The organism is Zhongshania sp., assembly GCF_029212375.1.
Lineage (GTDB): Bacteria > Pseudomonadota > Gammaproteobacteria > Pseudomonadales > Spongiibacteraceae > Spongiibacter.
In genome coordinates, this window is record NZ_JARGNU010000008.1 from 1 (window position 1) to 22,136 (window position 22,136).

Sequence of the window (22,136 nt, forward strand, 5' to 3'; positions counted from 1 at the left end):
TACATTAAGAATTCAGCAATGGCCTGGCCTATAGGTATTTTTCTACAGCCTGAACTCCTCAATAACGTTCTGCAGTTGGTCGCGGGTGCGGTTGAGAAGGCGCTCCTGCTCCTTCGCGACCTCAGTGCCAATATTGCCCTCTATATCTTTTATATTGGGCAGGGCAAAGGGCCGCTCAATATCGGTAAAGATAACGGTAAGCCTGCCCAGTGGTGGTGAACGATCCACTCTGACTAGCATCATTCTCACCCAAACATTGTCGTCTTTGAGTTTGATGTTTTGGTAGCCGGTATCAACAAAGGGTTTGCCAACGTCAATTTCATGGAGCGAAGAGCGCAGTTCAACCGTTAATTTAGGATGAAAGTTTTTGAAAATATTATTAGTCGGAATGCCTTCGCTTCGAACTAGCAATTCATTATTGCCTTCACTAAACACAATGTCTTGGTTTTCATTTATTAATAGTGCATTTGGCAGTACCCGACTTTTCAGGGCCTCCATGATCAGTGCACTGTAGTCTTGGTCTAGGCGTTTGGTGGGCGACATGATATGGCGGTCCACCGCCGGAGTAGGCTCAATATAATCAGGAATCCGGCGGCTGTGCATGGTCCGCTCAGGGGGCAAGGATTTGTTGATCGATACCGCCTGATAAAGTTTGGCGCTTTTTGAGATTACGCGATACTGCTCTTGGAATAAGCCAATGGATTCCGAAATGCCGAGCATCAGCAGCCCGCCCGGATTTAAGGCGTAGTGAAAGGTGGGTAGTAACATGCGCTGCAATTCGGCGGTGAAGTAAATCATCAAATTGCGGCAGGTAATTAAATCTAGCCGTAAAAACGGTGGATCTTTGTTAATGTCGTGCAGCGAGAAAATCACCATCGCTTTAATTGGTTTGATAACCTCGTACTGGTCGCCATTGACCGTAAAAAACTTGGCCTTTATTTCTTTTGGCAAATAGTGAAGCGCACTCTCTGGGTATACCGCTTCTCGTGCAAAGCTAATGGCCTGCTCGTCGATATCGGTCGCAAAAATTTGAATCTTATATTCGTTTTTCTTGTCGCCGAGGATATCGCTGATAATCATCGCCAGCGTATAAGGCTCTTCACCAGTGGAGCAGCCTGCCGACCACACCCGAATAATCTTGTCGGTTTTGTTTGCCAAATACAGTTGCAGTTCACGGCGCAAGGCCTCGTAGGCGCGCACGTCGCGAAAGAACGAGGTAACGCCGATTAACATGTCGTTAAACAGAAAACTGATTTCTTCGCTGTGCTTGCTCAAATGCAGCAGATAATCTTCAGACTTGGCAATTTTGAGCGAGGTCATCCGCCGCTCAATGCGGCGTAGTATGGTGTTTTCTTTATACAGACTAAAATCGACTTTTGAGTGTAATTTTAGCAGCCGTATGATGCCAATATAGGTTTCACGGGGAATGGTTTTTTCGTCAATAATCGTCCTGTCTCTAGGAAACATAACAATGCTTTTTAATTCTGCGCCAATTTGCTCAGGCGACACAATTAAGTCGACATTGCCGGAGTTAATCGCAGAGTTAGGCATACCGTCATATTTGGCGGTATTGGGATCTTGGACTATACCAAAGCCGTTTTCGGCTTTAATCGCGCGTATGCCGCGGCTGCCGTCGCTGCCGGTGCCCGACAGAATAATGCCAATAGCATCATCGCCTTTATGGGTGGCAATCGACTCAAACAGCATGTCGATTGATGGCCGCGGGGTATGGCGGGCCTCAATATAGCTTGTCAGCACGATTTTGTTGTCGCGTGAAATTTCAATGTTGTGGTTTGGTGGGCAGATATAAAGGGCATTGGCGCGCAGGGCTTCGCCGTCCACCGCAGTAAACACCGGAATGGGCGCATCTTTTACCAGCAAGTCAACCATCATGCTTTTATGCGATGGCGACAGATGCTGGGCCACTATAAAGCTCATATTGGTGTCGTCGGGCAAATTGGCAATCATTATCTGTAGGGCTTCGAGCCCGCCAGCACTGGAGCCTACGCCAACAACGGTTAAGGGCTTAGTCGCTGGCGGTGGGACTAAGTCCTTGGATTCGCTGGTTTCTTTATCCTTTTGCATGGTATCTACCCTGATGTAGCTTGTGCTGACCACCGTGGATAGCAGAAAACCGCGGATAAGTGTGCTGCGTATCCGCTGAACGAGGCTGGCTTGGGTTAGCTCGACCTTCCATACTCACATCTTCTGCAGGGCGGGCTAGGCCGTTTAGCAAATTTCTGCGCTGCATGCGCAGACCTACGTGTCGCGTTTGGCCTGGGCATCCCGCGCAAATTGATTAAAAGCGATTGGTTTCGAGTTGTGGGGCCGTAATTTGGGCCGCCCTATAAAAGCTTTGCGCGCCTAAAATAACGCGGTATGCCGTAAATATTTTATACACGGCTTCTAAGTATACGTATCTCGGCATTTGAGAGTATAGGCACTTTCCGAAGGTCGGCCAGTTAGGCTGGTGCTATTTAGGCCTTATTTTTTGCGGGAGTGATGTGCCCGCATTTTGGCTTATGTAGTTGTTACAAAAACAGTGTTGATTTCGCTGTGGCGCACGCATTTTCTTAAGTGTTTCTTAAAAATAGCTCGTTAGGCTACCAGCATGAAATAGTGATGTGAGGGCAAAACGATGCATTCAGCTCAGGTAGTTTTGGCAGAAAACGAACTAGGTCGCACTGCGCCCAATCGCCCTCAGGGTAGCAAGACAATAGATATGTCGCCCCGTCTAAGTGTTATTGGTCGCCGTGGTGCAGAGCGCGCTGAAATAGAGACCTATATAGCCAATAAATTTTATACAAATTACGGCGCCAAGCTACAGGAATTTTTACCCTTCTTGTTGGTGATGCGGGCCGGTGACGATTTGGCTGGGGTGCTGGGTATGCGGCGCGCCGATCATGGCCGAGCGCTGTTTTTAGAGCAGTATATGGATCGGCCTGCGCAACTGATATTAGGCGATTTACTCGCGAGCTCAGTTGAGCGAGACAGTTTGGTAGAAGTGGGTAATTTGGTGTCCACTTGGCGGGGGAGTAGCCAAATGCTGTTTATTGCGCTAGCGGCCCTAATTGTTGAGGTGGGGGCAGAATGGGCGGTGTTTACGGCAACCCCAGAAGTGCAAAAATTATTGGCTCGCTTAGGTGTAAAGCAGTATGTGCTGGGCAGGGCCGATGGTGGCAGGCTCGGCGAGCAGTTAGCTAACTGGGGGAGCTATTACAACAGCTCGCCCTCCTTGGTGGCGGTAAATGCCGCTCACGCCCTTAATATCTTCGCCCGCCAGCCGATGTCGAGTATGTTATTGGCCAGCTGCAAACACCAAATTGAAGCGAGTTGCACCAGTAATAATATAGGTGCGTTATATGACTAAGTTACTTACCGAGTTACGACATATTGCCCGCACGGCGGGTGAGTGCGCGGCGCTGTCTGGTGAGCAAGATCGATACACTTACCGCGGCTTATTGGCTGCGGTCGACGGCTTGGCTGAGGAGTTGATTCAGCTGGGGAGTCGTCGCGTTGCCTTATTGGCCGACAATAGCCCCGCGTGGGTCATCGCCGATTTAGCCTGCTTGCGAGCAGGTGTGGCACTTATTCCCATTCCGGGGTTTTTTAGTGCCGCGCAGTTAGCAAATACCTTACGCAGCAGCGGTGCTGAAATTTTGATTAGCGATCGCACTGCCGACGACACCCAGTTACAAGGTGTGCTCGCTAGCAAGCGCGAGGTAAGTGGTTTTAACGGTCTGCCACAACTACGCGTTTGGCCGCTTGAGGAGACCCAGCAAACCGCCAATCTACCCGTTGGCACAGTAAAAATTACCTATACCTCTGGCTCAACCGGCGCGCCAAAAGGTGTTTGCCTATCGGCTGAGAACCTATTGGCAACGGCGACAGCGTTGAACAGCGCATTGTTGGCCACACCCCTGCGCCGCCATTTGGTCGTACTGCCGCTAGCAACCTTGTTGGAAAATGTGGCCGGCGTTTACGCCGCCCTGTTACGCGGCGCCGAGGTGGTAATGCCCAGCTTGCAGACGCTGGGCTGGGCTGGTAGCTCTGGCCTTGATGTTCAAGCACTGAGTGCTTGCCTAAGCGATGTGCAGCCAGACAGCGCGGTGTTGCTGCCACAGTTACTTAAGGGTCTGATAGCCCTCGCCGAGCAAGGCCAGTGGCAGCCGCCAACAAGTTTACAGTTCTTGGCGGTGGGCGGCGCTCGGGTGGCGCCGGAACAAATTACCCAGGCGCGACAATTGGGTTTACCCGTTTATGAAGGCTATGGTTTGTCGGAATGTGGCTCAGTGGTGAGCTTGAATACCCCCAGTGCCGAGCGCGCGGGTTGCGCCGGAAAGATATTGGATCACTGTCAGTTAGATATTGTCGACGGCCAAGTGATGGTTAAGGGCAATGTATACCTTGCTTATCTTGGTAGTGCCGAGCCCCAATCGGAAAATACCGTCGCCACTGGTGACCTCGGCGAGCTAGATGAAGACGGCTTTTTGTGGCTAAAAGGGCGAAGTAAAAATGTGCTGGTGAGCAGCTATGGTCGCAATATTTCACCGGAATGGCCAGAGAGCGAATTATTAGCCTACGCCGGTGTGGCGCAGTGTTTGGTTATTGGCGATGCCGAGGCTTACTGCAGTGCCTTAATTTTTGTGACGCCAAGTTATCGTTACGACGATATTGGCCGCTATATACGCGAGTGCAATCAGCGTCTTCCCGACTACGCGCAAATCCGCCGCTGGGCGGCCTTGCCCAGGCGTTTAAGCGTTGCTGATGGCTTGCTCACTGCCAATGGCCGCTTGCGGCGCCAGGCGATTATCGCCGCTTATCCCGAGCTGGTCGCGCATTGTTATCCGAGTGTTGCTTATCCCTTCGGAGGCGTCCAGCGGGCTTATGCTTCGTCGCAACACCAATCTGAGCTTGAGCTAGCAAGCGCCAATCTAGAACGAATTGATCCCGCAAGCAGCGGCCGTGGAGCGTAGTATGAGTTTTTATGAGCGTTTGCAAAACGAAACCCAATTAGACCGCGAGGCCCTATACCAAATCGATTTTTTACAGCGTGGGGTGGCTGGCGAATTAAGTTTGCCGGAATACATCGGCTTTTTAAGCCAAGCCTATCACCATGTTAAACACACCGTGCCGTTGTTAATGGCCTGCGGTGGTCGCCTACCAGAGCGCTACGAGTGGCTGCGCGAAGCCGTGGCAGAATACATAGAGGAAGAGCTGGGCCATCAGCGCTGGATATTAAATGACATTAGCGCCTGCGGTGGTGACAGCGAGTTAGTTAGTAGTAGCCGCCCCGCAGCGGCTACCGAGCTAATGGTAGCCTACGCTTACGACAAGATTAACCGCGTGAATCCCGTTGGCTTTTTTGGCATGGTGCAGGTGCTTGAAGGCACTAGCATTGCGGTCGCCGACAATGCGGCCGAGGCAATTCAAGCTAGCTTGGGCTTGCCGAACAAGGCCTTTAGTTATTTAAAATCTCATGGCGCTCTCGATGTTAGTCACGTTGAGTTTTTTAAAGGTTTAATGAACCGTATCGACGATACTGCCGATCAAGCCGAGATCATCCACAGCGCAAAAATGTTTTACCGACTTTACGGCAACATCTTTCGTGAGCTGGGTAACGGCACATTGTAATTGCAAGCTGCCTAACTGCTGGCAGTAAAAGGAAATTGATATGACTGCGCTCAAAATTGCTTTAACTGGCGCCACTGGCGGTATTGGTAGCGCCATGGCACAAGGTTTTGCGCAAGCGGGGCATAGCGTCGTTTTACTCGGCAGAAACAGTGAGGCACTGGCGGCGCTGCGCGATAGTTTGAATCAACCCGAGCGTCACCAAATTGTACTTGCCGATTTGAGTAGCGCGGCAACGATTACTAGCCTCGCCGCCGAACTGGCGACGATGGGGAACATAGATGTGCTTATTAATAATGCGGGAGTGTCTGATTTCGGTCTCGTTACAGACCTGCCAGACGACGCCATAGCGCATATGCTGCAGGTTAATTTAATAGCGCCCATACTCCTCTGCCGGGCGTTACTACCGCTGCTTCGTGCCAGCACTAACGCTTGCATTATCAATATTGGCTCTAGTTTTGGCAGTATTGGCTACGCGGGCTTTAGCGCCTACTGCGCCAGTAAATTTGGCCTGCGCGGGTTTACCGAGGCATTACAGCGCGAGCTGGCCGATCAGCCGATTGCCGTACATTATCTTGCGCCACGGGCGGTGCGAACTACCATGAACAGCCCCGCCGTGGTGGCGATGAACAAAGAGCTGGGCAATAGTGAAGATGAAGTAGAAATTGTTGCGGCAGCGGCCTTACAACTGCTGTCACAGCGCCGTAGTTGCAATCGCTATTTAGGCTGGCCAGAAAAATTCTTTGTGCGTTTAAACGCCTTGCTGCCCAATGTGGTGGCCAACGCTCTAAAAAAGCAATTGCCGGTTATTCAGCGCTACGCAAAACAACACCGTGGCGCATCGTTGTGACACGGCGGCCGACAGAATACGTGCTAGTATCAAAACTTCTGTGTGAGCCGAGCTAAAACAATGCGCCTATTATTAATAGAGGATGACGAATCTTTGGCCGGAGGCATGGTAACCGCGCTGCGCCGCGCTGGCTATGCGGTAGACCACGCCGCAACCGGCGCCGAGGGCCGCCGCTTTTATGAGGCGGGCCAGTTAGATTTAGTGATTTTAGATTTAGGCCTGCCCGATATCGACGGCCTTAGTTTGTTGCGAGAGTTACGCCAGCTACTCGCTGGCATTCCCGTGCTTATTCTCACTGCGCGGGATGCACTCAGTGACAAAATTGCTGGTCTCGATGCCGGTGCCGACGACTATCTAACTAAGCCCTTTGCCTTTGACGAACTACTCGCACGTATTCGGGTGTTGTCGCGGCGCAATGGCCAGATGCGCGAAACCGAGCTGCAAATTGGTAATGTGAGTATTAATATCGCCAGTCATGAAGTACAGCTCAATGGCGAAGTACAAAAAGTATCGCGGCGAGAATTTGCTATTTTACGGGCCTTGGCCGACCGGCCTGGTCAGGTGTTTAGCCGCGAACAATTAGAGGAAAAGCTATACAGCTGGGGCGACGAAGTTAGCAGCAATACGGTGGACGTTCACGTGCACAATTTGCGTAAAAAATTGGGCCACAGCCTCATTAAAACCATTCGCGGTGTTGGCTTTATTTTGGGCGGCAGTGAATGAATTCAATGCGCCGATTTCTGGTAATCAGCGTACTGTCGGCGCTGATGCTAGTAAATTTTATTGCCGCGTTGCATGGCTACCGCTCAAGTATGAAAGAAGCCGAAAGCCTCTTTGATCAAAAGCTCAGTGAAATGGCTGCCCAGTTTGCGGCAATGCCCCTGCCAAACAGGGTGGCGCCGCCCGCCCCCGACGACCAGCAAATGGTGTTTCAAATTTTTAGCCGCGACGGCCAATTACTGTGGCGCTCGGCCCACGCGCCTGCAGAACTGATTAGCGACGAGCTGGGCTTTAGTGAACATAATTTTAATAATTATCGCTGGCGAACCTTAAACTATGTAAATGCCGATAGCGGTCGCCGGGTGATGGTTGCCGAACGGGTAGACCAGCGCTATCGGCTGGCCGAGAGCGTGATATTAGAATCCATTGTGCCGGTGGTGTTGGTATTACCGGTGGCGGGAATTCTGATTTGGTTGATTATTGGCCACGGCTTAAAAAGCCTCGGTGTTTTAGCGAGTATATTGCGTCGCAAAAGCCCCGACGATTTTGGCGCCATTAAAGTCGACGACGCCCCAGAAGAATTGATGCCGGTAATTCACTCCGTTAACTCTATGTTAGGTCGCTTGAACGCCTCGTTTGAACGGGAGCGGCGCTTCTCTGCGGATGCGGCGCATGAGTTACGCACGCCGATCAGCGCCATAAAAATGCACCTGCACAATGTGCGCGAGGAACTGCCCAGCAGCAGTGATTCGCTGCGCAGTTTAACTAAAGACGTAGACCGCTTGGCGCATTTAGTAGAGCAAATGTTGCTGCTGCACCGCACCACGCCAGACCACTACCCCGCCAAGTTCGAGTCAATTTCGCTGCCCAGCTTAGCGCGCGAGCTTATTGCCGAGCGCTACGCCGATTTTGCTGGTAAGCGCCAAAGTATAGAATTAGTTGGCGACGAGACGATCGTCGACGGCGATCGCTTTGCGCTCGGCATTCTGCTGCAAAATCTGCTTAACAATGCCAGTAAATACACCCAGCAAAGTGGCCGAATCGAAGTGCGCACAGAGCGTAAGGCCGACGGGGTGTGGTTAACGGTGGCAGATAATGGCCCGGGAATAACTGAAGCGGCACAGCGGCGGGTGTTTGAACGGTTTTACCGGCTGGGGGGCGACCGTCATAGCTCTGGGGTCAGCGGCTGTGGTCTGGGCCTGTCAATTGTGGAACATATTGCAGAATTACACGGCGCAAAAATTATTATGGCAAAAGGCTTAGACGAGGGGCAGGGCTTGTCGGTAAATATCATATTTCCATTACCGCTTAGCACTAAAAATATTGCTCAGCATGGCAAAGGCTCAAAGAAAATTAATAGCACAAAGCAATACAGTGGCGCGGGAGATGGCCTGTGAGAAAGACAGCGATATGGTGGGTTTATCTAATGGCTATTATATTGTTGCCTGCGGCGGCCTTGGCAGATAAGCCGGTATTCAATTTAGAAATCCGCGAGCATTTGTTTTCACCATCGGAATTGCGTATACCGGCTAACACAAAAATAAAGCTGCTTGTTCACAATCTAGATCGCACGCCAGAAGAATTTGAAAGCTACGAATTAAACCGCGAGAAGGTCATTTTAGGTGGGCACAAAGCTGTTATTTTTATAGGGCCTTTGCCGCCGGGTGACTATCCTTTTTTTGGTGAATTTAATCCCAAAAGCGCCCAGGGAAAAATCATTTCAGAATGATGAAACATAAACCGCTCGAGAGTGAAAAAGTATGTTGTTGACAAGTGTTGTCATCATTATTCGCGAAGTCCTAGAGGCGGCGCTGCTAATCAGCATCTTACTGTCGATGTGTCGCCAGCTGAGCGTTAGTCAGGCGTGGTTTAAATGGGGCGTTTTGGCTGGGCTACTGGGCTCGGTGCTTTATGGCAGCCAAATGGGCCGTATTTCTCAAATGTGGGATGGCGTTGGCCAAGAGCTAAGTGATGCCACCATCCAAGTGCTCATTTATTTCTGTCTATTATATAGCTGCCGAAAACTATTGTTTCATCTTCATTCCCCTCATAGTAAGGATACCGTTTTATTGTGGGTGATGGCCGCCGCGATCGCCTTAGCGGTAATTCGTGAAGGCTCAGAAATTTACATTTACTTATCGGCGTTTCAGCAAAGCAGCGAATCGCGTATGGGGCTGTATAGTGGCTCAGCGATTGGACTCGGTATTGGCTTTAGCTTTTGCGCGCTGTTTTATTACTGGTTGCTTAGTTTTAGCTCACGTCGCGCGGTGTTACTCGGCTGCGGATTGTTAACCTTAGTGGCTGGCGGCATGGTATTGCAGGGCTGTAAAATGCTAACCCAAGCAGATTGGTTGCCCGACGGCCAAACATGGGACAGTAGCAGCCTACTGCCAGAGGATAGTTTGCCGGGCCAATTGCTGTACGCCATGATGGGCTACGAAGCCTCGCCGTCGCCCGCGCAAGTTGCAATTTACGCCGCGGCCATTTTATTGATGCTGGCGAGCTTGCTGCTCAGTTATTGGCGCGGTGCTAGGTCGCAGTCTGCATTAACATCGGACACCGAATAATGACACACGTTGAGAGCTCACGTATCTGTAAACTAATCACTTGCAGCCTAAGCGCCGGGCTTTTGCTTAGCGCAAGCCTGCCCGTGTTAGCAGATGGTTTAGCAGTAGATAAAATATACCCGCCCTACGTTAACGCCCTAGAAAAGGAATTGGAATACCGCGTTAGCCGCGCCCAAGGTGGTTTGCAAGCGCCAAATGGCGTCATTATTCAGCGTTTAGGCTTTGGCGCCGCCATAAGCGATACCCTTGCACTAGAAGCCTATGTGATTGGCCGTGGCGACGACGATGCCTCCAGCTTTAGCGGCTATGAACTGGAAGCGCGCTGGCAGCTTACCGAGCAAGGCGAATACCCTGTAGATTGGGGCGTAATAGTAGAATACGAAAACAGCCGCGACAGTGACGTTGAAGAGCTGGCTACCAAATTGATCGCCCTGCGTGAGTGGGGCAGCTATATTTTTACCGGCAACGCTGGTTTGATTTACGAAGACAGTGAAGCCACCGGCGCCGAATTTGAAACCAGCTTTTCAGTGCAAGCACGCTATCGCTACAAAGCATTCTTAGAGCCCGCCCTAGAATTTTACGCCGCAGAAGATTACCGCGGCATTGGCCCAGCCTTAGTGGGTATGACTCGCTTAAGTACCACCGACAGCATCCGCTGGGAGTTAGGCAGCGTAATTGGCTTAAACGAAAGCAGTGCCGACTACACCCTTCGCTTGATGCTGGAATACGAGTTTTATTAACGCTTAGGTGTAGGGTGTTATTACAAGCCAATAAATAGGAGGTACTCGGCATCAGAATTAACTGGTAACGTCGATGAGCGCACGAAATTGATTTTGGTTACTACTTCTTTGGCACTCGCTCGCTTGTCAGTTGTATGCGCTCTTAATGCTGCCGGCAAGTATAAGGACGTAGACCAAATTATGTTATCTGCACTATATAGTGAAACGACTACTTTTTAGTTCCAAAGTCATACAGTATAAAACCACCCAAAATTGGAGCCTTGCTTATGGATGACGACAGAACATTGCGCACTACTAGAAATCTGCCATACACCCCCAAAGCCATATATGAGGCTTTTGCCTCGCCCGATTTATTGGCTTTGTGGTGGGGGCCTGAAGGCTTTTCCAACACCTTTGATATTTTTGAGTTTGCTGCAGGTGGCCGTTGGAATTTTACAATGCATGGTCCTGATGGGAGCAGCTACCCAAATACAAGCCTCTTCGAGGAGCTTGTACCCAATAGCAAGATTGTTATTCATCATGATTGCCCGCCAAACTTCAAACTTACGGTGCGGCTCACGCCGGTCAGTGAGGGTACTCACCTAACGTGGGACCAAGTTTTTGATGACGCTGCTACCGCGCAGGCGGTTAAGCAAAGGGTTGGCTCTGCAAACGAACAGAATATAGATCGCCTAACATGTGTGCTTAACGAAGCCTGCAAGGATTAGCAATAAGGTCAGGTTCCTAATACAGGCGGGTTGTTTTTCCACCTAGCGATATGCAAAAAGGATTTTTAGAATGGAATACTTTACCGACGCTTTTAAAAAATACGCCGAATTTTCTGGGCGGGCAAGCCGTAAAGACTATTGGATGTTCGTGCTAATTTACGTTCTTATTTATGTTGGGCTATTTGTTATTGATAGTGTGCTATACACGGCGTGGCTTGCGCCAATATTTTCGCTCGTTGTTTTAATTCCCAGTATTAGTATTACGGCGCGACGTCTTCATGATACTAGCCGTTCGGGATGGTGGCAGTTGATCTACCTTATTCCTTTAATTGGTGCGATTGTGATGCTCATTTTTCTTTGCGAAGCCAGTCATGCAGATAATGAGTACGGACCAGCTCGGGTGCTTGAGTAGTTTTATATGCTTACCTTTATTTGCACATATCGGCGGCTACTTTCTATTTAGTCGCTTTAAAATTTTCCAGCACGGTATAGCGGAAAAACACGGGAAAGGTGTTTTTGACGTAGATTTGTTCTTTCATCATATATTTAGGGCTGATGCCACGGCTTAGCTGGACGATCACCCCGCGGGGGTCGAGCCGGTAAACGCTGCCTTCAATCTCTTCGCTGTGGTGGTCGTGAAACAGGATGTTGCCGGTCAGTGTTTCGCCTATTTGTAGCGGAGACTCTAATTTTTGCGCAAGTAAAATGCCGAGTTCCGATATTTCTAAAACGCGGTAGGCGGTGTCTTTATTTACCCTGAGTGGTGGCTGTGCCGCTCTGGGGTAGGGCAGCCGAAAGAAACGTCGCAGATTGTTAATTTTATTAATCATATTGTTATTTTATGTTTAGAGTGGTCGACCAGTTTGAACCGGTCGACGAAATTATGCACCGTTTTATATTGGAATTTGTGCGGCGCGCAAGGCGCGGCGTAGGTTTGAATAATCGCTGGCTTGGCCTAAGCTTGGCGGGTGCTCACCTTCTGGAATGCAACCCATTTCAACCAGTGCCCACTTTAGGGGAATAGAATTTGGGTCTTCCAATAACGCCGAGTACAACGCTTGCAGATGCAGATCCAGCGCGATTGCACCGTCGCGGTCACCTGCTTGCGCAAGGCTATATAATTTTTGTAGTTGTGCCGGATTGACATTGGCCGCTATGGAGAGGCTGCCACGGTAGCCCATTAATATTTGCTGGCAGGCGCTGGCGTCATGGCCGGCATATAAGGCGAAACCTATTGGTAACTTTAGACTGAGTAGCTCTTGTGCGGTAGTGGAGTTAGTAGAGCCGTCGACAAAGCCGCTTATTCCCGAGATTTGGGCAAGATCAGCAACGCTGCTGGGCGATAATGAATTTGGATGATCGAAATTGGCGCGCACAATTAAGGGTCGCTTGGCCGCACCGGCGAGTGTGCGAACATTTTCTAGTATTTCATTTTGGGAGCAGCCCGCAGTGGCAGCGGCAGTGAATAATAGTGCGCTCGCGCCGTATTCGTCGGCGATACTCGCAAATTCAAATGCTTGGTTGTTACTGTTATCACCGAGGTCGGCAATAATTGGAATTCGGCTGTCTGCTTGCCAAATGGCGCGGCGCAGCAGTTCGGTGCGTTCTTCTATATTGAGTGCGGCGGGATGACCAGTTGAACTGCCGACGAGCAAGGCGCTACTGCCGTTTTCCACATGCCAATCCACCAGTATTTCTAGGGTTTCGTAATCTGGCGCACCGTTAGCGTGGGTGGGGGTAATTAAATCGACAATAATTCCTTTCATCGTGTTGCGCCTCACTTTGGAAATGCAAAATTTAAGTATAGCGGCGCGCTGTGGCGGCGTATAGTTAGTGAGTCGCAGTGCAAGTAATGATTAAATTAGTGCACTTTTTTGGAGGCGGAATATTGGGAAATGCCTTATTTTAAAGCGTAAAGTGGGCAGATAGGCGGCGCAGTAATTACACTGACGCGTAAACGCTACGGTTAGAAAGCCAGCGCTGAATAAGGGGTTTTACTCGCTCGGGGTATTGCTGAATTATAAGCTTGGCTTGGTCGCGCACGGCGTCGAGTAGGTCGTCGTCGCGTTGCAAATCTGCAATTTTAAAACTCATTAATCCAGTTTGGCGAGTGCCCAATACTTCACCTGGGCCGCGCAGCGCTAAGTCTTGTTCGGCAATGACAAAACCGTCGTTGCTGTCGCGCAGTGCCGATAGTCGCTCGCGGCCATTGCGCGATAGCGGCGCTTGATAAAGCAGTACGCAAAAACTTTGTAGACTGCCGCGGCCGACGCGGCCACGCAATTGGTGGAGCTGAGCAAGGCCGAGGCGCTCGGCATTTTCAATCACCATTAAAGACGCGTTGGGCACATCTACGCCCACTTCTATAACGGTGGTGGCGACTAATAAATCTAATTCTGCGGCTTTAAACTCAGCCATTACCGCCGCTTTTTCTTTGGGCTTCATGCGGCCGTGAACCAAGCCGACGCGCAATTCTGGCAGGGTTTCCTTGAGTAATTCCCAGCTCGCCTCAGCGGCCTGGGCCTGCAATTTATCAGAATCTTCAATAAGGGTGCATACCCAATACGCCTGCTGACCACTGGCACAGACCCCGCGCAGTCTTTCCATCACATCGCCGCGGCGTTCGTTGCCGAGCACCACGGTGTTTACCGGCGTGCGGCCGGGCGGCAACTCGTCGATAACCGAGGTATCGAGATCGGCGTAGGCGGTCATCGCCAAGGTGCGGGGAATGGGGGTGGCGGTCATGATGAGCTGGTGGGGTTGGCCAACATTGGCGGCGGCCTTTTGTTTTAGCGCCAAGCGCTGATGCACCCCAAAGCGGTGTTGCTCATCAATTATTACCAGACCGAGGCGGGCAAACTCAACGTCGTTTTGAAAGAGCGCGTGGGTGCCAACGGCGAGGTGGGCGCTGTGGTCGGCAATGGCATCGCTTTGCAGTTGGCGGGCTTTGCCTTTTAACTTGCCGGTGAGCCACGCCACCTTTAAGCCGAGAGGTTCCAGCCACTGGCTGAAGCTGTGGTAATGCTGTTCGGCCAATATTTCGGTGGGCGCCATCATGGCCACTTGGTAGCCGCTGCTAATCGCGCGCAGCGCTGCAAGCGCGGCCACGGCGGTTTTACCGCTGCCAACATCGCCCTGCACTAAGCGCAGCATGGGAATGTGGCCGCGCAAGTCGGTGGCAATTTCTTTGGCAACCCGCTGTTGGGCGCCGGTAAGGCTAAAGCCGAGACCTTTTAAAAATTCGCGCTGCAAGGTGGTGGGGCCGTCGAGTGCAGGGCCGCCGGCCCGCTGGGTTTCTTTGCGCAGTTCCTGCAGTGCTAAATTGTGAGCGAGCAATTCTTCAAATGCTAAGCGCCGCTGACTGGGGTGTAGGCCATCTTGTAATTGGCTTATTGATGCGTCGGTGGGCGGATGATGTAAATAGCGTAGCGCCTCGGCCAAGGTCCAGTGGCTGCTCATCAATGCGCTGGGCAGAGATTGCTTGGGTAGCCATTCGCTTACGGGGTGGTGGTCGAGGTACTGCAGCGCCTGATCGCAGAGTTTGCGCCAGCTGGTTTGCGCAAAACCTTCGGTACTGGGATAAATAGGCGTTAGGCGCTCTTCAACAGGCTCTGGCTCGTCGCCGCCGAGCACTCTGTATTCTGGGTGGTAAAACTCTAGGCCGCCGCTGCCCCGCCGCGGTTCGCCAAAGCAGCGCAGCCGCGCGCCAGGGCTGAGCTGGGCTTTTTGGGCGGCGCTGAAATGGAAAAAGCGCAGGGTGGTGGTGCCACTGCCATCTTGAATGCGACATACCAAGCTGCGGCGCCGACCAAAGACAATGTCGGCGACCAATACTTTGCCCTCAATGACAACATCGGTGCTGAGTTGCAGCGCGCCAATCGGGGTAATACGGGTGCGGTCCTGGTAGCGCAGCGGTAGGTGGAACAGCAAATCTTGTACGGTAAGAATACCCAGCGCCGAGAGCTTCTCTTTAAGCTTTGGTCCCACGCCTTTTAAAACTGAAATGCCGAGCTGATCTAGCGCAAGCGTGGCGGGCGGTTTATTGGTGGGTGGGCGGCTCATAAACCTGCGCTTAGGCTTTTGCGCTGGGCAAAGTAGTTAGCGCGGGCGCGGTGGCTTTAATCGCGCGGCTAATGACATCCACCGCTTGGTGACGGGGAAAACTGGCTCGCCATGCCAGTGCCACGGTGCGGGTTGGCGCGGGGTCGGCAAAGGGTCGTGTGCACAATACACCGTCGCCGTAGGGGGCAACTTGCGCGGCAGACAAGGGCAAAATGGTTATACCGAGTTTAGAAACCACCATGTGCTTTAGAGTTTCTAAGGAGCTGCCTTCCACCACAGACTGCAAGAGCCGGTCGCCATTGGCAAAGGTTTGCCGCAAGCCTGGGCAGGCCGCCATAACCTGATCCCGAAAGCAGTGGCCTTCGCCGAGTAGCAACACGTTTTCATTGAGCAGGTCATCGTGGTGCAGGGCTTTTTTGGCGGCCAAGGGATGGTCGCAGGGTAGTAGCACTACAAAGGGTTCTTCGTAGAGCGGCTGGGTAACCACATCGGGTTCGTTAAAAGGCAGCGCCACAATAATCGCGTCGAGCTGGGATGCGCGCAGGCGTTCGCGCAGTACGCCGGTAAGATTTTCTTCGATGTACAAGGGCATTTCCGGCGCGTATTCGCGAATCAACGGAATACAGCGCGGGTAAAGATAGGGGCCAACGGTGTGAATCGCGCCGATGGCGAGCGGCGTACCAAGCGGGTCGCGGCCCTGATTGGCCAGTTCACGAATATGATCGGCTTGCTCAAGAACCACCCGCGCTTGGCGAATAACTTGCTCGCCTACCGGTGTGGTTTTGATTTGGCCGCGGTTGCGCTCAAACAGCGAGATACCGAGTTCGTCTTCCAGCTTTTTTATGGCCACGCTTAGGGTGGGCTGGCTGACAAAACATTTTTCTGCCGCTTTGCCGAAATGCCCCGAATCTTTCAGGGCAATAATGTAGCGCAGTTCGGTCAGCGTCATAAAAGATACCTGCTTAACGGCAAAAGCCTAATAGTTAATAGCTATGGCGTCTAATAGTACCTCGCCGTCTTTAAAAGGCAATTTATTCTTTTATGTCAGTCGCTTAGATTAGTCTTCAAATCGTAACAGGATTTTGCCGATATGTGCGCCACTTTCCATGCGGGCGTGGGCGGCGGCGATCTCTTCAAAGCGAAATAGGTGGTCAATTACCGGCTTCATTTTGCCATTGCTATACAGCGGCAGTACCTGCTCTTCAATCTCCGCCGCCATTTGCGCTTTTTGTTCGCCGCTTTGGGCGCGCAGGGTAGAGGCGCTTAAAGTGAGGCGCTTCATGAGGACTGGCACAAAATTGAGTTCGGCGTTAAAGCCGGCCTGAAAGGCAATAAACACAATGCGGCCGTCGGCAGCGGCGAGCTTAATGTCCTTTTGGATATAGTCGCCGCCGACCATGTCGAGAATCACATCCATGCCGTGGCCGTCTGAAGCTTCGGCGAGAACAGTTTCGAAGGCCTCGGTTTTGTAATTGACCGCCTTAATGGCGCCGAGATCTTCGCAGGCTGCACACTTGGCTTCGCTGCCGGCGGTGGTATACACCTTGGCGCCCATCGCGGTGGCTAGGCAGATGGCGGTGGTGCCGATGCCGCTGCTGCCACCATGAACCAAAAAGTGCTCGCCAGCTTGTAATTTGGCGCGCTGAAAAACATTGTGCCATACCGTGAACAAGGTCTCGGGCAGGGCGGCGGCATCGAGCGCCGACAGGCCTTTTGGAATCGGCAGACATTGGCTGGCAGGAGCCACGGTGTAATCGGCATAGCCGCCGCCATTGCACAGTGCGCAGATCATATCGCCAACCGTCCAGCGGCTGACCTCGCTGCCGACTGCCACGACTTCACCAGAAACCTCCAATCCCAATATGGGGCTGGCGCCGGCTGGCGGTGGATATAAGCCATAGCGCTGCATTAAGTCGGGGCGATTAACACCAGCGCCAATCACTTTAATGAGGACTTCGTTGGCGGCAGGGGTCGGCATGGCTTCGGTGCCGAGGCTAAGGCTGTGATCTTCGCTATTTACGATGACAATGCGGCGGGTGGCGGGAATCGTTGACATGGTCGTCCTCGGGGTCAAAGTGCTAAGCTCTGCGTCGGCGTTTAGGGTGGCCACTTAAACCTAGCAAAAAAGATGTGGGCCAGTATAGCGAAGACCGAAGCAACTGAGCCAATTGCCAGCGTGCAACGTTGGTAAATTAAATTTAGGAGAGCAGTTTGGCGATGCGTGACGACGAGATGACCAAGCAAAAGAAGTTACTGATTATTGGCTGTGGTGACATCGGCAATGGCCTAGCGCAAGTAGTTTTGCCGCGCGGCTGGCAGGTGCAGGGCCTGCGCCGTGATATTACTAAACTGGCCGCAGGTATTGAACCGCTGTCGGCAGATGTGTGTGAGCCCCGCAGTATTGCGGCTCTTGGCCCTTTGCAGGCCGACTATGTGGTGGTGACCTTAACGCCGGCCGGCAATAACGCCGCGGGCTATGCTGCGGTGTTTGAGCAGGGTTTGGCGAATATAGTGGCCGCGATTGCGACGGCGCCTAAGCGTATCTTTTTTGTGTCGAGCACCGGTGTTTACGCTCAGGCTAATCACGACCTGATTGATGAGCAGAGCGAAACCAGTCCAGATCGTTTTTCTGGGCAAAGCTTATTAAAAGGCGAGCGTGCTATTGCCGCCACCGGCTGGCCGTATAGCAATATTCGCTTTGGTGGTATCTACGGTACGGGTCGATTCTTTATGCTAAATAAAGTTTTGGCGGGCGACTGCGCGCCGGCAGAACCGCTGCACTACACCAATCGCATCCACCGCGACGACTGCGTTGGCTTTATTGCGCATTTAATTAATAAGGCTGAGGAGGGCGACGAGCTTGAAAATTGCTATGTTGGCGTTGATGACGAGGCGGCGAGTATTCAAGATGTGCAGGGCTGGTTGGCAGAGCAATTAGATGTGGCCTACGCCAGCAAGGGTGAGCCTATTGCGCGCACCGGCAGCAAGCGCTGCGTAAATGCTCGGCTGCGTGCCAGCGGTTACGCATTGAAGTACCCAACATTTCGCAGCGGCTTTGAACCGGTACTGCGCGCATGGCGGGCTAGTACCGGAAAAGCGCAAAATAGCGATTAAAGCGCGAGAATCACTTCGACTTCAATCAGCGCGTTGCGGGGCAGGGCCGCAACTTGCACACAGGCGCGCGCGGGGTAGGGCTCGTTAAAGAACTTAGCCATTACCTCGTTAACCTGAGCAAATACGCTCAAGTCGGTTAAGGAAATATTAACCTTAACGGCGTTATTCAAGCTGCCGCCGCTGGCATCTGCCACTGCTGCAAGATTGTGAAAAACTTGGGTGGCCTGCTCAACAATACCGCCCTCGATCATGGTCATGGTTTCTGGAACCAAGGGAATCTGACCCGACAGGTAAACCGTATTACCCACTTTTACCGCTTGCGAGTAAGTGCCAATCGCCTCGGGGGCGTGAAGGGTGTTGATGTATTCTTTAGTGCTCATGGGGTTTGCTTCCTAGTTTCAGGATTGATATTGATTAGTGGAATTGCTTAATGCTGGACGGGAGACGGGAGATGCCAAGATAAGCGGCTTTTGCGTTTACCGTCTCCCATCAAGCGTCTGGCTGATCAATGCCTTTCCCGCGTTACCTTAATCACCGCCGGAATATTTCTAATCCGGCGCATTACATTGGCCAAATGCACCCGCGAGCGCACACCGACAATAAGGTGAATAGTACTGATTTTGGCGTTTTCGTCTTCTACACTAATTTTTTCTATGCTGCCATCGGCGCCGTTTACGCGGGTAGCTAACACAGCAATAATGCCGCGTTGTTTGGTTAGTTCAATTTTCATTTCTACCGAGAAGTCGCGCTCGATATTTTCGGCCCAGCTCAGAGGTACTACGCGGTCGGGCTGGCTGCTTAACTCAATGCTGTTGTGGCAGTTTTCGCAGTGCACCACCACGCCCTTTTCGGAGCTGACGATGCCAATAATATGGTCGCCGGGAATGGGGTAGCAGCAGCGCGCAAAGTTAACCAAGAAGCCTTCGGTGCCGTGAATAACCATAGACTGCCGAGTTGGTGGCGGTCGCAGGGCGTCGCCGTCGGCGATATCGTCGCGCAAATTGAGCAGCTGGCGCGCAGTTAAGTAGGCAACTCGGTTGCCCATGCCAATCTGCTCATAAACATTGTCTGGGGTTTTGGCGTGGGTAGTTTCAATTAACTGCTGGATGTACTTGCCTTCAAAGTCGGCAATGTTCTCGTTCATGCTGGCCAGCGCGCGCTCTAGCATGCGCTTGCCCAAGGTAACGGCTTCGTTTTTGCGCTGGTATTTCAGGTGGTGGCGAATACCCGTGCGGGCTTTGGCGGTAACCACAAAATGCAGCCACGCGGGATTGGGCTGGGCGCCTGGGGTGGTGATGACCTCTACCGTTTGGCCGCTTTGCAAGGTTTCCGACAGTGGTGCTAGGCGGCGGTTAATGCGGCAGGCCACACAGCTATTACCAATATCGCTGTGTACCGCGTAGGCAAAGTCGACGGCGGTAGCGCCAGCGGGCAATTCCATAATGTCGCCGCGGGGTGTAAATACATACACCTCGTCGGGGAATAAATCGATTTTTACATTCTCGATAAATTCTAAGGAGTCGCCAGCGCGCTCCTGCATTTCTAGCAGGCCCTGTACCCATTGGCGGGCGCGGGCGTGGCTGGAATTGCGTTTGGGGTCTTGTTCGGTGCTTTTGTACAGCCAGTGAGCGGCAATGCCGTTATTGGCCATGTCTTCCATGTCATGGGTGCGAATTTGAATTTCAATCGGCACGCCTTCTAAGCCGAACAACACCGTGTGTAAAGACTGGTAGCCATTGGCCTTGGGAATGGCAATATAATCTTTGAACTGGCCGGGCACCGGCTTGTAGAGGCTGTGTACACAGCCTAAAACCCGATAGCAGCTGTCGACTGAATCCACCACAATGCGAAAAGCATAGAGATCCATGATCTCTTTAAGCGACTTACGCTTGTTGCGCATTTTGCTGTAAATACTGAACAGATGCTTTTCGCGGCCGATCACATTGGCCGTATGACCTTCTTCGGTCAGGCAATTCTCAATATTTTCTTTAATGCTGCTTATGGTCTTTTTGCGGTCGCCAAAGCGGGTGGTAATGGCCTTGCGAATGCGTCGGGCACGCATGGGGTGCATAGACATAAAGCCTAGGTCTTCAAATTCTACCCGAATATTGTGCATGCCCAAACGCTGGGCAATTGGCGCGTAAATTTCTAAGGTTTCTTTGGCGATGCGCCGGCGCTTGTCTTGGGGCATAGCACCGAGGGTGCGCATATTGTGCAGGCGGTCGGCCAATTTGACCAAAATAACGCGGATATCCTTGGCCATGGCCAGCGCCATTTTTTGGAAATTCTCGGCCTGTTGCTCGGCCTTAGACTGAAACTCAATTCGCGTTAGCTTGGAAACCCCATCGACAAGCTCGGCCACCACCTCGCCAAATTGATTGCTTAAGCCCTGTTTGGTGACGTGGGTGTCTTCAATAACGTCGTGAAGCATAGCCGCCATCAAGCTTTGAACGTCCATGTGCATTTCAGCAAGAATGCAGGCAACGGCGAGGGGGTGGGTTACATACGCTTCGCCACTGCGGCGATTTTGGCCTTCGTGGGCTTGTTCGGCGTAATAGTAGGCGCGCCGAACCTGATTGACCTGTTCGGTGGTGAGGTATTCGGCAAGGGAAATAGCGAGGGCGTCGATCGATCCGGCCGGCACGCTAGTGCCGCTGCTTGGATTGAAAAAACTGTATTGATGCATCGACGCCCCTTTCAGACGCGAATTACAGTGAAGCGGCGCCCAATTCAGCGCCCAGATCGATTTCTGGCTCATCGTCGTGCTTGTTGGCAGCCATCACTTGTTCGCGGGTAATTTTGCCTTCAGCCAGTTCACGCAGTGCAATAACCGTTGGCTTATCGCCTTCTTCAGGTACTAGCGCAGTTTTGCCGCCAGTTGCCAGAGCATGGGCGCGTTTGCTGGCGACCATAACTAATTCAAAGCGATTATCGACGGCTTGTAGGCAGTCTTCAACAGTAATTCGGGCCATGATGTGTTTCCTGCAGACTAAACAAAATCAGCGCACAAATTGCGCGCTGTTAATTACTTGGCAGTCTACCAAAAAGCGGGGGCTTATGACAGTAGGGCGGCAAGCAGGGCGCTATGACTGTTCTGTTGCTTGTCGAGCTGCAGGCGGCGGGCGCGAATAATCGCCTCTAAATCGCCGAGTGCGGTGTTGAAGTCGTCATTAATGACCACATAATCGCCTTCAACATAGTGCGACATCTCGGCCACAGCGGCGTCCATGCGGCGTTGAATGACGCTGTCGTCGTCTTGACCGCGGCCGGTAAGGCGTTCATTTAAGGCTTCTCGTGACGGCGGCAGAATAAAAATCGCGATTGTTTCCGGCATTAGGCGGCGCACCTGCTGGGCGCCCTGCCAGTCAATTTCCAGAATGACATCTTCGCCACGGGCCAGTTCTGATTCTACCCACGCTTGCGAAGTACCGTAGAAATTATCAAATACCTGTGCGTGCTCTAAAAAGGCCGATTCCCCCAGCATCTGCTGAAACACCTCATGGCTGATAAAGTGATAATTCACCCCATCCTGCTCGCCGGGTCGCATTGGCCGCGTGGTGTGGGATACCGACACGCTAAGCTGGGGAGTGCGTTTTAGCAATTCCGCCACCAAACTGGTTTTTCCAGCCCCAGAGGGCGCTGAAATGGTATAGAGCGTGCCTTGACTTTGCATAGCGACGGGGTCGTCCTCGTTATTGTGCTCGCGGCGGGGGCTGCGCGATGATTTACAGGATTATACGACCTG

Annotated in this window: 22 protein-coding genes; 12 read left to right on the forward strand and 10 right to left on the reverse strand. The window is 52.1% G+C overall.

Annotation, left to right across the window (positions count from 1 at the left end; translation table 11 throughout):
* Positions 1-42 precede the first annotated feature (42 nt).
* Positions 43-2,085: a chemotaxis protein CheB gene (locus P1U47_RS09805; protein ID WP_301028631.1), complete on the reverse strand. Its 2,043-nt coding sequence runs from the start codon at positions 2,083-2,085 to the stop codon at positions 43-45.
* A 637-nt stretch (positions 2,086-2,722) separates the two neighbouring features.
* On the opposite strand from P1U47_RS09805, the gene P1U47_RS09810 reads away from it, so the two are divergent.
* From P1U47_RS09810 to P1U47_RS09860, 11 genes are all read left to right on the forward strand, one after another.
* Positions 2,723-3,370 (forward strand): thermostable hemolysin, encoded by a 648-nt coding sequence (locus P1U47_RS09810; RefSeq protein WP_301028633.1) that lies wholly within the window; start codon positions 2,723-2,725, stop codon positions 3,368-3,370.
* A complete protein-coding gene (locus P1U47_RS09815) occupies positions 3,363-4,976 on the forward strand; it encodes an AMP-binding protein (protein ID WP_301028634.1) in 1,614 nt (537 codons plus the stop codon). Before P1U47_RS09810 ends, P1U47_RS09815 begins: the two co-directional genes overlap by 8 nt.
* Position 4,977: 1 nt before the next feature.
* Positions 4,978-5,634, forward strand: coding sequence for an iron-containing redox enzyme family protein (locus P1U47_RS09820; protein WP_301028635.1), 657 nt, complete (start codon positions 4,978-4,980; stop codon positions 5,632-5,634).
* A gap of 40 nt (positions 5,635-5,674) precedes the next feature.
* The gene (locus P1U47_RS09825; protein ID WP_301028636.1) at positions 5,675-6,481 is read left to right on the forward strand and encodes an SDR family oxidoreductase; all 807 of its coding nucleotides are present in this window, start codon (positions 5,675-5,677) and stop codon (positions 6,479-6,481) included.
* A gap of 60 nt (positions 6,482-6,541) precedes the next feature.
* Complete coding sequence (locus P1U47_RS09830; RefSeq protein ID WP_301028637.1) at positions 6,542-7,204, forward strand: response regulator; 663 nt, start codon at positions 6,542-6,544, stop codon at positions 7,202-7,204.
* Positions 7,201-8,598 (forward strand): ATP-binding protein, encoded by a 1,398-nt coding sequence (locus tag P1U47_RS09835; protein WP_301028638.1) that lies wholly within the window; start codon positions 7,201-7,203, stop codon positions 8,596-8,598. The genes P1U47_RS09830 and P1U47_RS09835 overlap by 4 nt, the downstream gene beginning before the upstream one ends.
* A 29-nt stretch (positions 8,599-8,627) precedes the next feature.
* Positions 8,628-8,930 (forward strand): cupredoxin domain-containing protein, encoded by a 303-nt coding sequence (locus P1U47_RS09840; protein ID WP_301028640.1) that lies wholly within the window; start codon positions 8,628-8,630, stop codon positions 8,928-8,930.
* 31 nt (positions 8,931-8,961) lie between these two features.
* On the forward strand, positions 8,962-9,768 hold the full coding sequence (locus tag P1U47_RS09845; RefSeq protein ID WP_301028641.1) for an FTR1 family protein: 807 nt from the start codon (positions 8,962-8,964) through the stop codon (positions 9,766-9,768).
* Positions 9,769-9,830: 62 nt separating this feature from the next.
* Positions 9,831-10,508, forward strand: a complete 678-nt coding sequence (locus P1U47_RS09850) for a hypothetical protein (protein ID WP_301028642.1) — start codon at positions 9,831-9,833, stop codon at positions 10,506-10,508.
* Between the two features lie 266 nt (positions 10,509-10,774).
* Entirely contained in the window at positions 10,775-11,215 is a 441-nt protein-coding gene (locus P1U47_RS09855; protein WP_301028644.1) for an SRPBCC domain-containing protein, read from the forward strand.
* Positions 11,216-11,285: 70 nt separating this feature from the next.
* The gene (locus tag P1U47_RS09860) at positions 11,286-11,627 is read left to right on the forward strand and encodes a DUF805 domain-containing protein (protein WP_301028645.1); all 342 of its coding nucleotides are present in this window, start codon (positions 11,286-11,288) and stop codon (positions 11,625-11,627) included.
* Positions 11,628-11,670: 43 nt separating this feature from the next.
* Here the strand turns inward: P1U47_RS09860 and P1U47_RS09865 are convergent, their stop codons facing one another.
* The 5 genes from P1U47_RS09865 to P1U47_RS09885 form a co-directional block, all read right to left on the reverse strand.
* The gene (locus P1U47_RS09865; protein WP_301028646.1) at positions 11,671-12,045 is read right to left on the reverse strand and encodes a hypothetical protein; all 375 of its coding nucleotides are present in this window, start codon (positions 12,043-12,045) and stop codon (positions 11,671-11,673) included.
* Positions 12,046-12,108: 63 nt separating this feature from the next.
* Positions 12,109-12,981, reverse strand: coding sequence for a dihydrodipicolinate synthase family protein (locus P1U47_RS09870; protein WP_301028647.1), 873 nt, complete (start codon positions 12,979-12,981; stop codon positions 12,109-12,111).
* 175 nt (positions 12,982-13,156) lie between these two features.
* Positions 13,157-15,277 (reverse strand): ATP-dependent DNA helicase RecG, encoded by a 2,121-nt coding sequence (gene recG, locus P1U47_RS09875; RefSeq protein WP_301028649.1) that lies wholly within the window; start codon positions 15,275-15,277, stop codon positions 13,157-13,159.
* Between the two features lie 10 nt (positions 15,278-15,287).
* Complete coding sequence (locus P1U47_RS09880) at positions 15,288-16,226, reverse strand: hydrogen peroxide-inducible genes activator (RefSeq protein WP_301028650.1); 939 nt, start codon at positions 16,224-16,226, stop codon at positions 15,288-15,290.
* 108 nt (positions 16,227-16,334) lie between these two features.
* Positions 16,335-17,333, reverse strand: a complete 999-nt coding sequence (locus P1U47_RS09885; RefSeq protein ID WP_301028652.1) for an NAD(P)H-quinone oxidoreductase — start codon at positions 17,331-17,333, stop codon at positions 16,335-16,337.
* Between the two features lie 161 nt (positions 17,334-17,494).
* Between P1U47_RS09885 and P1U47_RS09890 the strand changes: the two genes are divergently transcribed.
* Positions 17,495-18,391: a sugar nucleotide-binding protein gene (locus P1U47_RS09890; protein WP_301028829.1), complete on the forward strand. Its 897-nt coding sequence runs from the start codon at positions 17,495-17,497 to the stop codon at positions 18,389-18,391.
* Here P1U47_RS09890 and P1U47_RS09895 read toward each other — a convergent pair.
* From P1U47_RS09895 to gmk, 4 genes are all read right to left on the reverse strand, one after another.
* Positions 18,388-18,771 carry a RidA family protein gene (locus P1U47_RS09895; RefSeq protein WP_301028653.1) on the reverse strand — a complete coding sequence of 128 codons (384 nt, stop codon included), beginning with the start codon at positions 18,769-18,771 and terminating at the stop codon, positions 18,388-18,390. The two genes, P1U47_RS09890 and P1U47_RS09895, sit on opposite strands and share 4 nt — an antisense overlap.
* Before the next feature lie 125 nt (positions 18,772-18,896).
* Positions 18,897-21,077: a RelA/SpoT family protein gene (locus P1U47_RS09900; RefSeq protein ID WP_301028655.1), complete on the reverse strand. Its 2,181-nt coding sequence runs from the start codon at positions 21,075-21,077 to the stop codon at positions 18,897-18,899.
* Positions 21,078-21,099: 22 nt separating this feature from the next.
* On the reverse strand, positions 21,100-21,363 hold the full coding sequence (gene rpoZ / locus P1U47_RS09905; RefSeq protein WP_301028656.1) for a DNA-directed RNA polymerase subunit omega: 264 nt from the start codon (positions 21,361-21,363) through the stop codon (positions 21,100-21,102).
* An 83-nt stretch (positions 21,364-21,446) separates the two neighbouring features.
* Positions 21,447-22,064 (reverse strand): guanylate kinase, encoded by a 618-nt coding sequence (gene gmk / locus P1U47_RS09910; protein WP_301028658.1) that lies wholly within the window; start codon positions 22,062-22,064, stop codon positions 21,447-21,449.
* Between the last annotated feature and the right edge of the window lie 72 nt (positions 22,065-22,136).

Coding starts and splice junctions, on each gene's coding strand:
- P1U47_RS09805 (WP_301028631.1), bottom strand. CDS start 2,085: ATGCAAAAGGATAAAGAAACCAGCGAATCCAAGGACTTAGTCCCACCG.
- P1U47_RS09810 (WP_301028633.1), top strand. CDS start 2,723: ATGTCGCCCCGTCTAAGTGTTATTGGTCGCCGTGGTGCAGAGCGCGCT.
- P1U47_RS09815 (WP_301028634.1), top strand. CDS start 3,363: ATGACTAAGTTACTTACCGAGTTACGACATATTGCCCGCACGGCGGGT.
- P1U47_RS09820 (WP_301028635.1), top strand. CDS start 4,978: ATGAGTTTTTATGAGCGTTTGCAAAACGAAACCCAATTAGACCGCGAG.
- P1U47_RS09825 (WP_301028636.1), top strand. CDS start 5,675: ATGACTGCGCTCAAAATTGCTTTAACTGGCGCCACTGGCGGTATTGGT.
- P1U47_RS09830 (WP_301028637.1), top strand. CDS start 6,542: ATGCGCCTATTATTAATAGAGGATGACGAATCTTTGGCCGGAGGCATG.
- P1U47_RS09835 (WP_301028638.1), top strand. CDS start 7,201: ATGAATTCAATGCGCCGATTTCTGGTAATCAGCGTACTGTCGGCGCTG.
- P1U47_RS09840 (WP_301028640.1), top strand. CDS start 8,628: ATGGCTATTATATTGTTGCCTGCGGCGGCCTTGGCAGATAAGCCGGTA.
- P1U47_RS09845 (WP_301028641.1), top strand. CDS start 8,962: ATGTTGTTGACAAGTGTTGTCATCATTATTCGCGAAGTCCTAGAGGCG.
- P1U47_RS09855 (WP_301028644.1), top strand. CDS start 10,775: ATGGATGACGACAGAACATTGCGCACTACTAGAAATCTGCCATACACC.
- P1U47_RS09860 (WP_301028645.1), top strand. CDS start 11,286: ATGGAATACTTTACCGACGCTTTTAAAAAATACGCCGAATTTTCTGGG.
- P1U47_RS09865 (WP_301028646.1), bottom strand. CDS start 12,045: ATGATTAATAAAATTAACAATCTGCGACGTTTCTTTCGGCTGCCCTAC.
- P1U47_RS09870 (WP_301028647.1), bottom strand. CDS start 12,981: ATGAAAGGAATTATTGTCGATTTAATTACCCCCACCCACGCTAACGGT.
- recG (WP_301028649.1), bottom strand. CDS start 15,277: ATGAGCCGCCCACCCACCAATAAACCGCCCGCCACGCTTGCGCTAGAT.
- P1U47_RS09880 (WP_301028650.1), bottom strand. CDS start 16,226: ATGACGCTGACCGAACTGCGCTACATTATTGCCCTGAAAGATTCGGGG.
- P1U47_RS09885 (WP_301028652.1), bottom strand. CDS start 17,333: ATGTCAACGATTCCCGCCACCCGCCGCATTGTCATCGTAAATAGCGAA.
- P1U47_RS09890 (WP_301028829.1), top strand. CDS start 17,495: ATGCGTGACGACGAGATGACCAAGCAAAAGAAGTTACTGATTATTGGC.
- P1U47_RS09895 (WP_301028653.1), bottom strand. CDS start 18,771: ATGAGCACTAAAGAATACATCAACACCCTTCACGCCCCCGAGGCGATT.
- P1U47_RS09900 (WP_301028655.1), bottom strand. CDS start 21,077: ATGCATCAATACAGTTTTTTCAATCCAAGCAGCGGCACTAGCGTGCCG.
- rpoZ (WP_301028656.1), bottom strand. CDS start 21,363: ATGGCCCGAATTACTGTTGAAGACTGCCTACAAGCCGTCGATAATCGC.
- gmk (WP_301028658.1), bottom strand. CDS start 22,064: ATGCAAAGTCAAGGCACGCTCTATACCATTTCAGCGCCCTCTGGGGCT.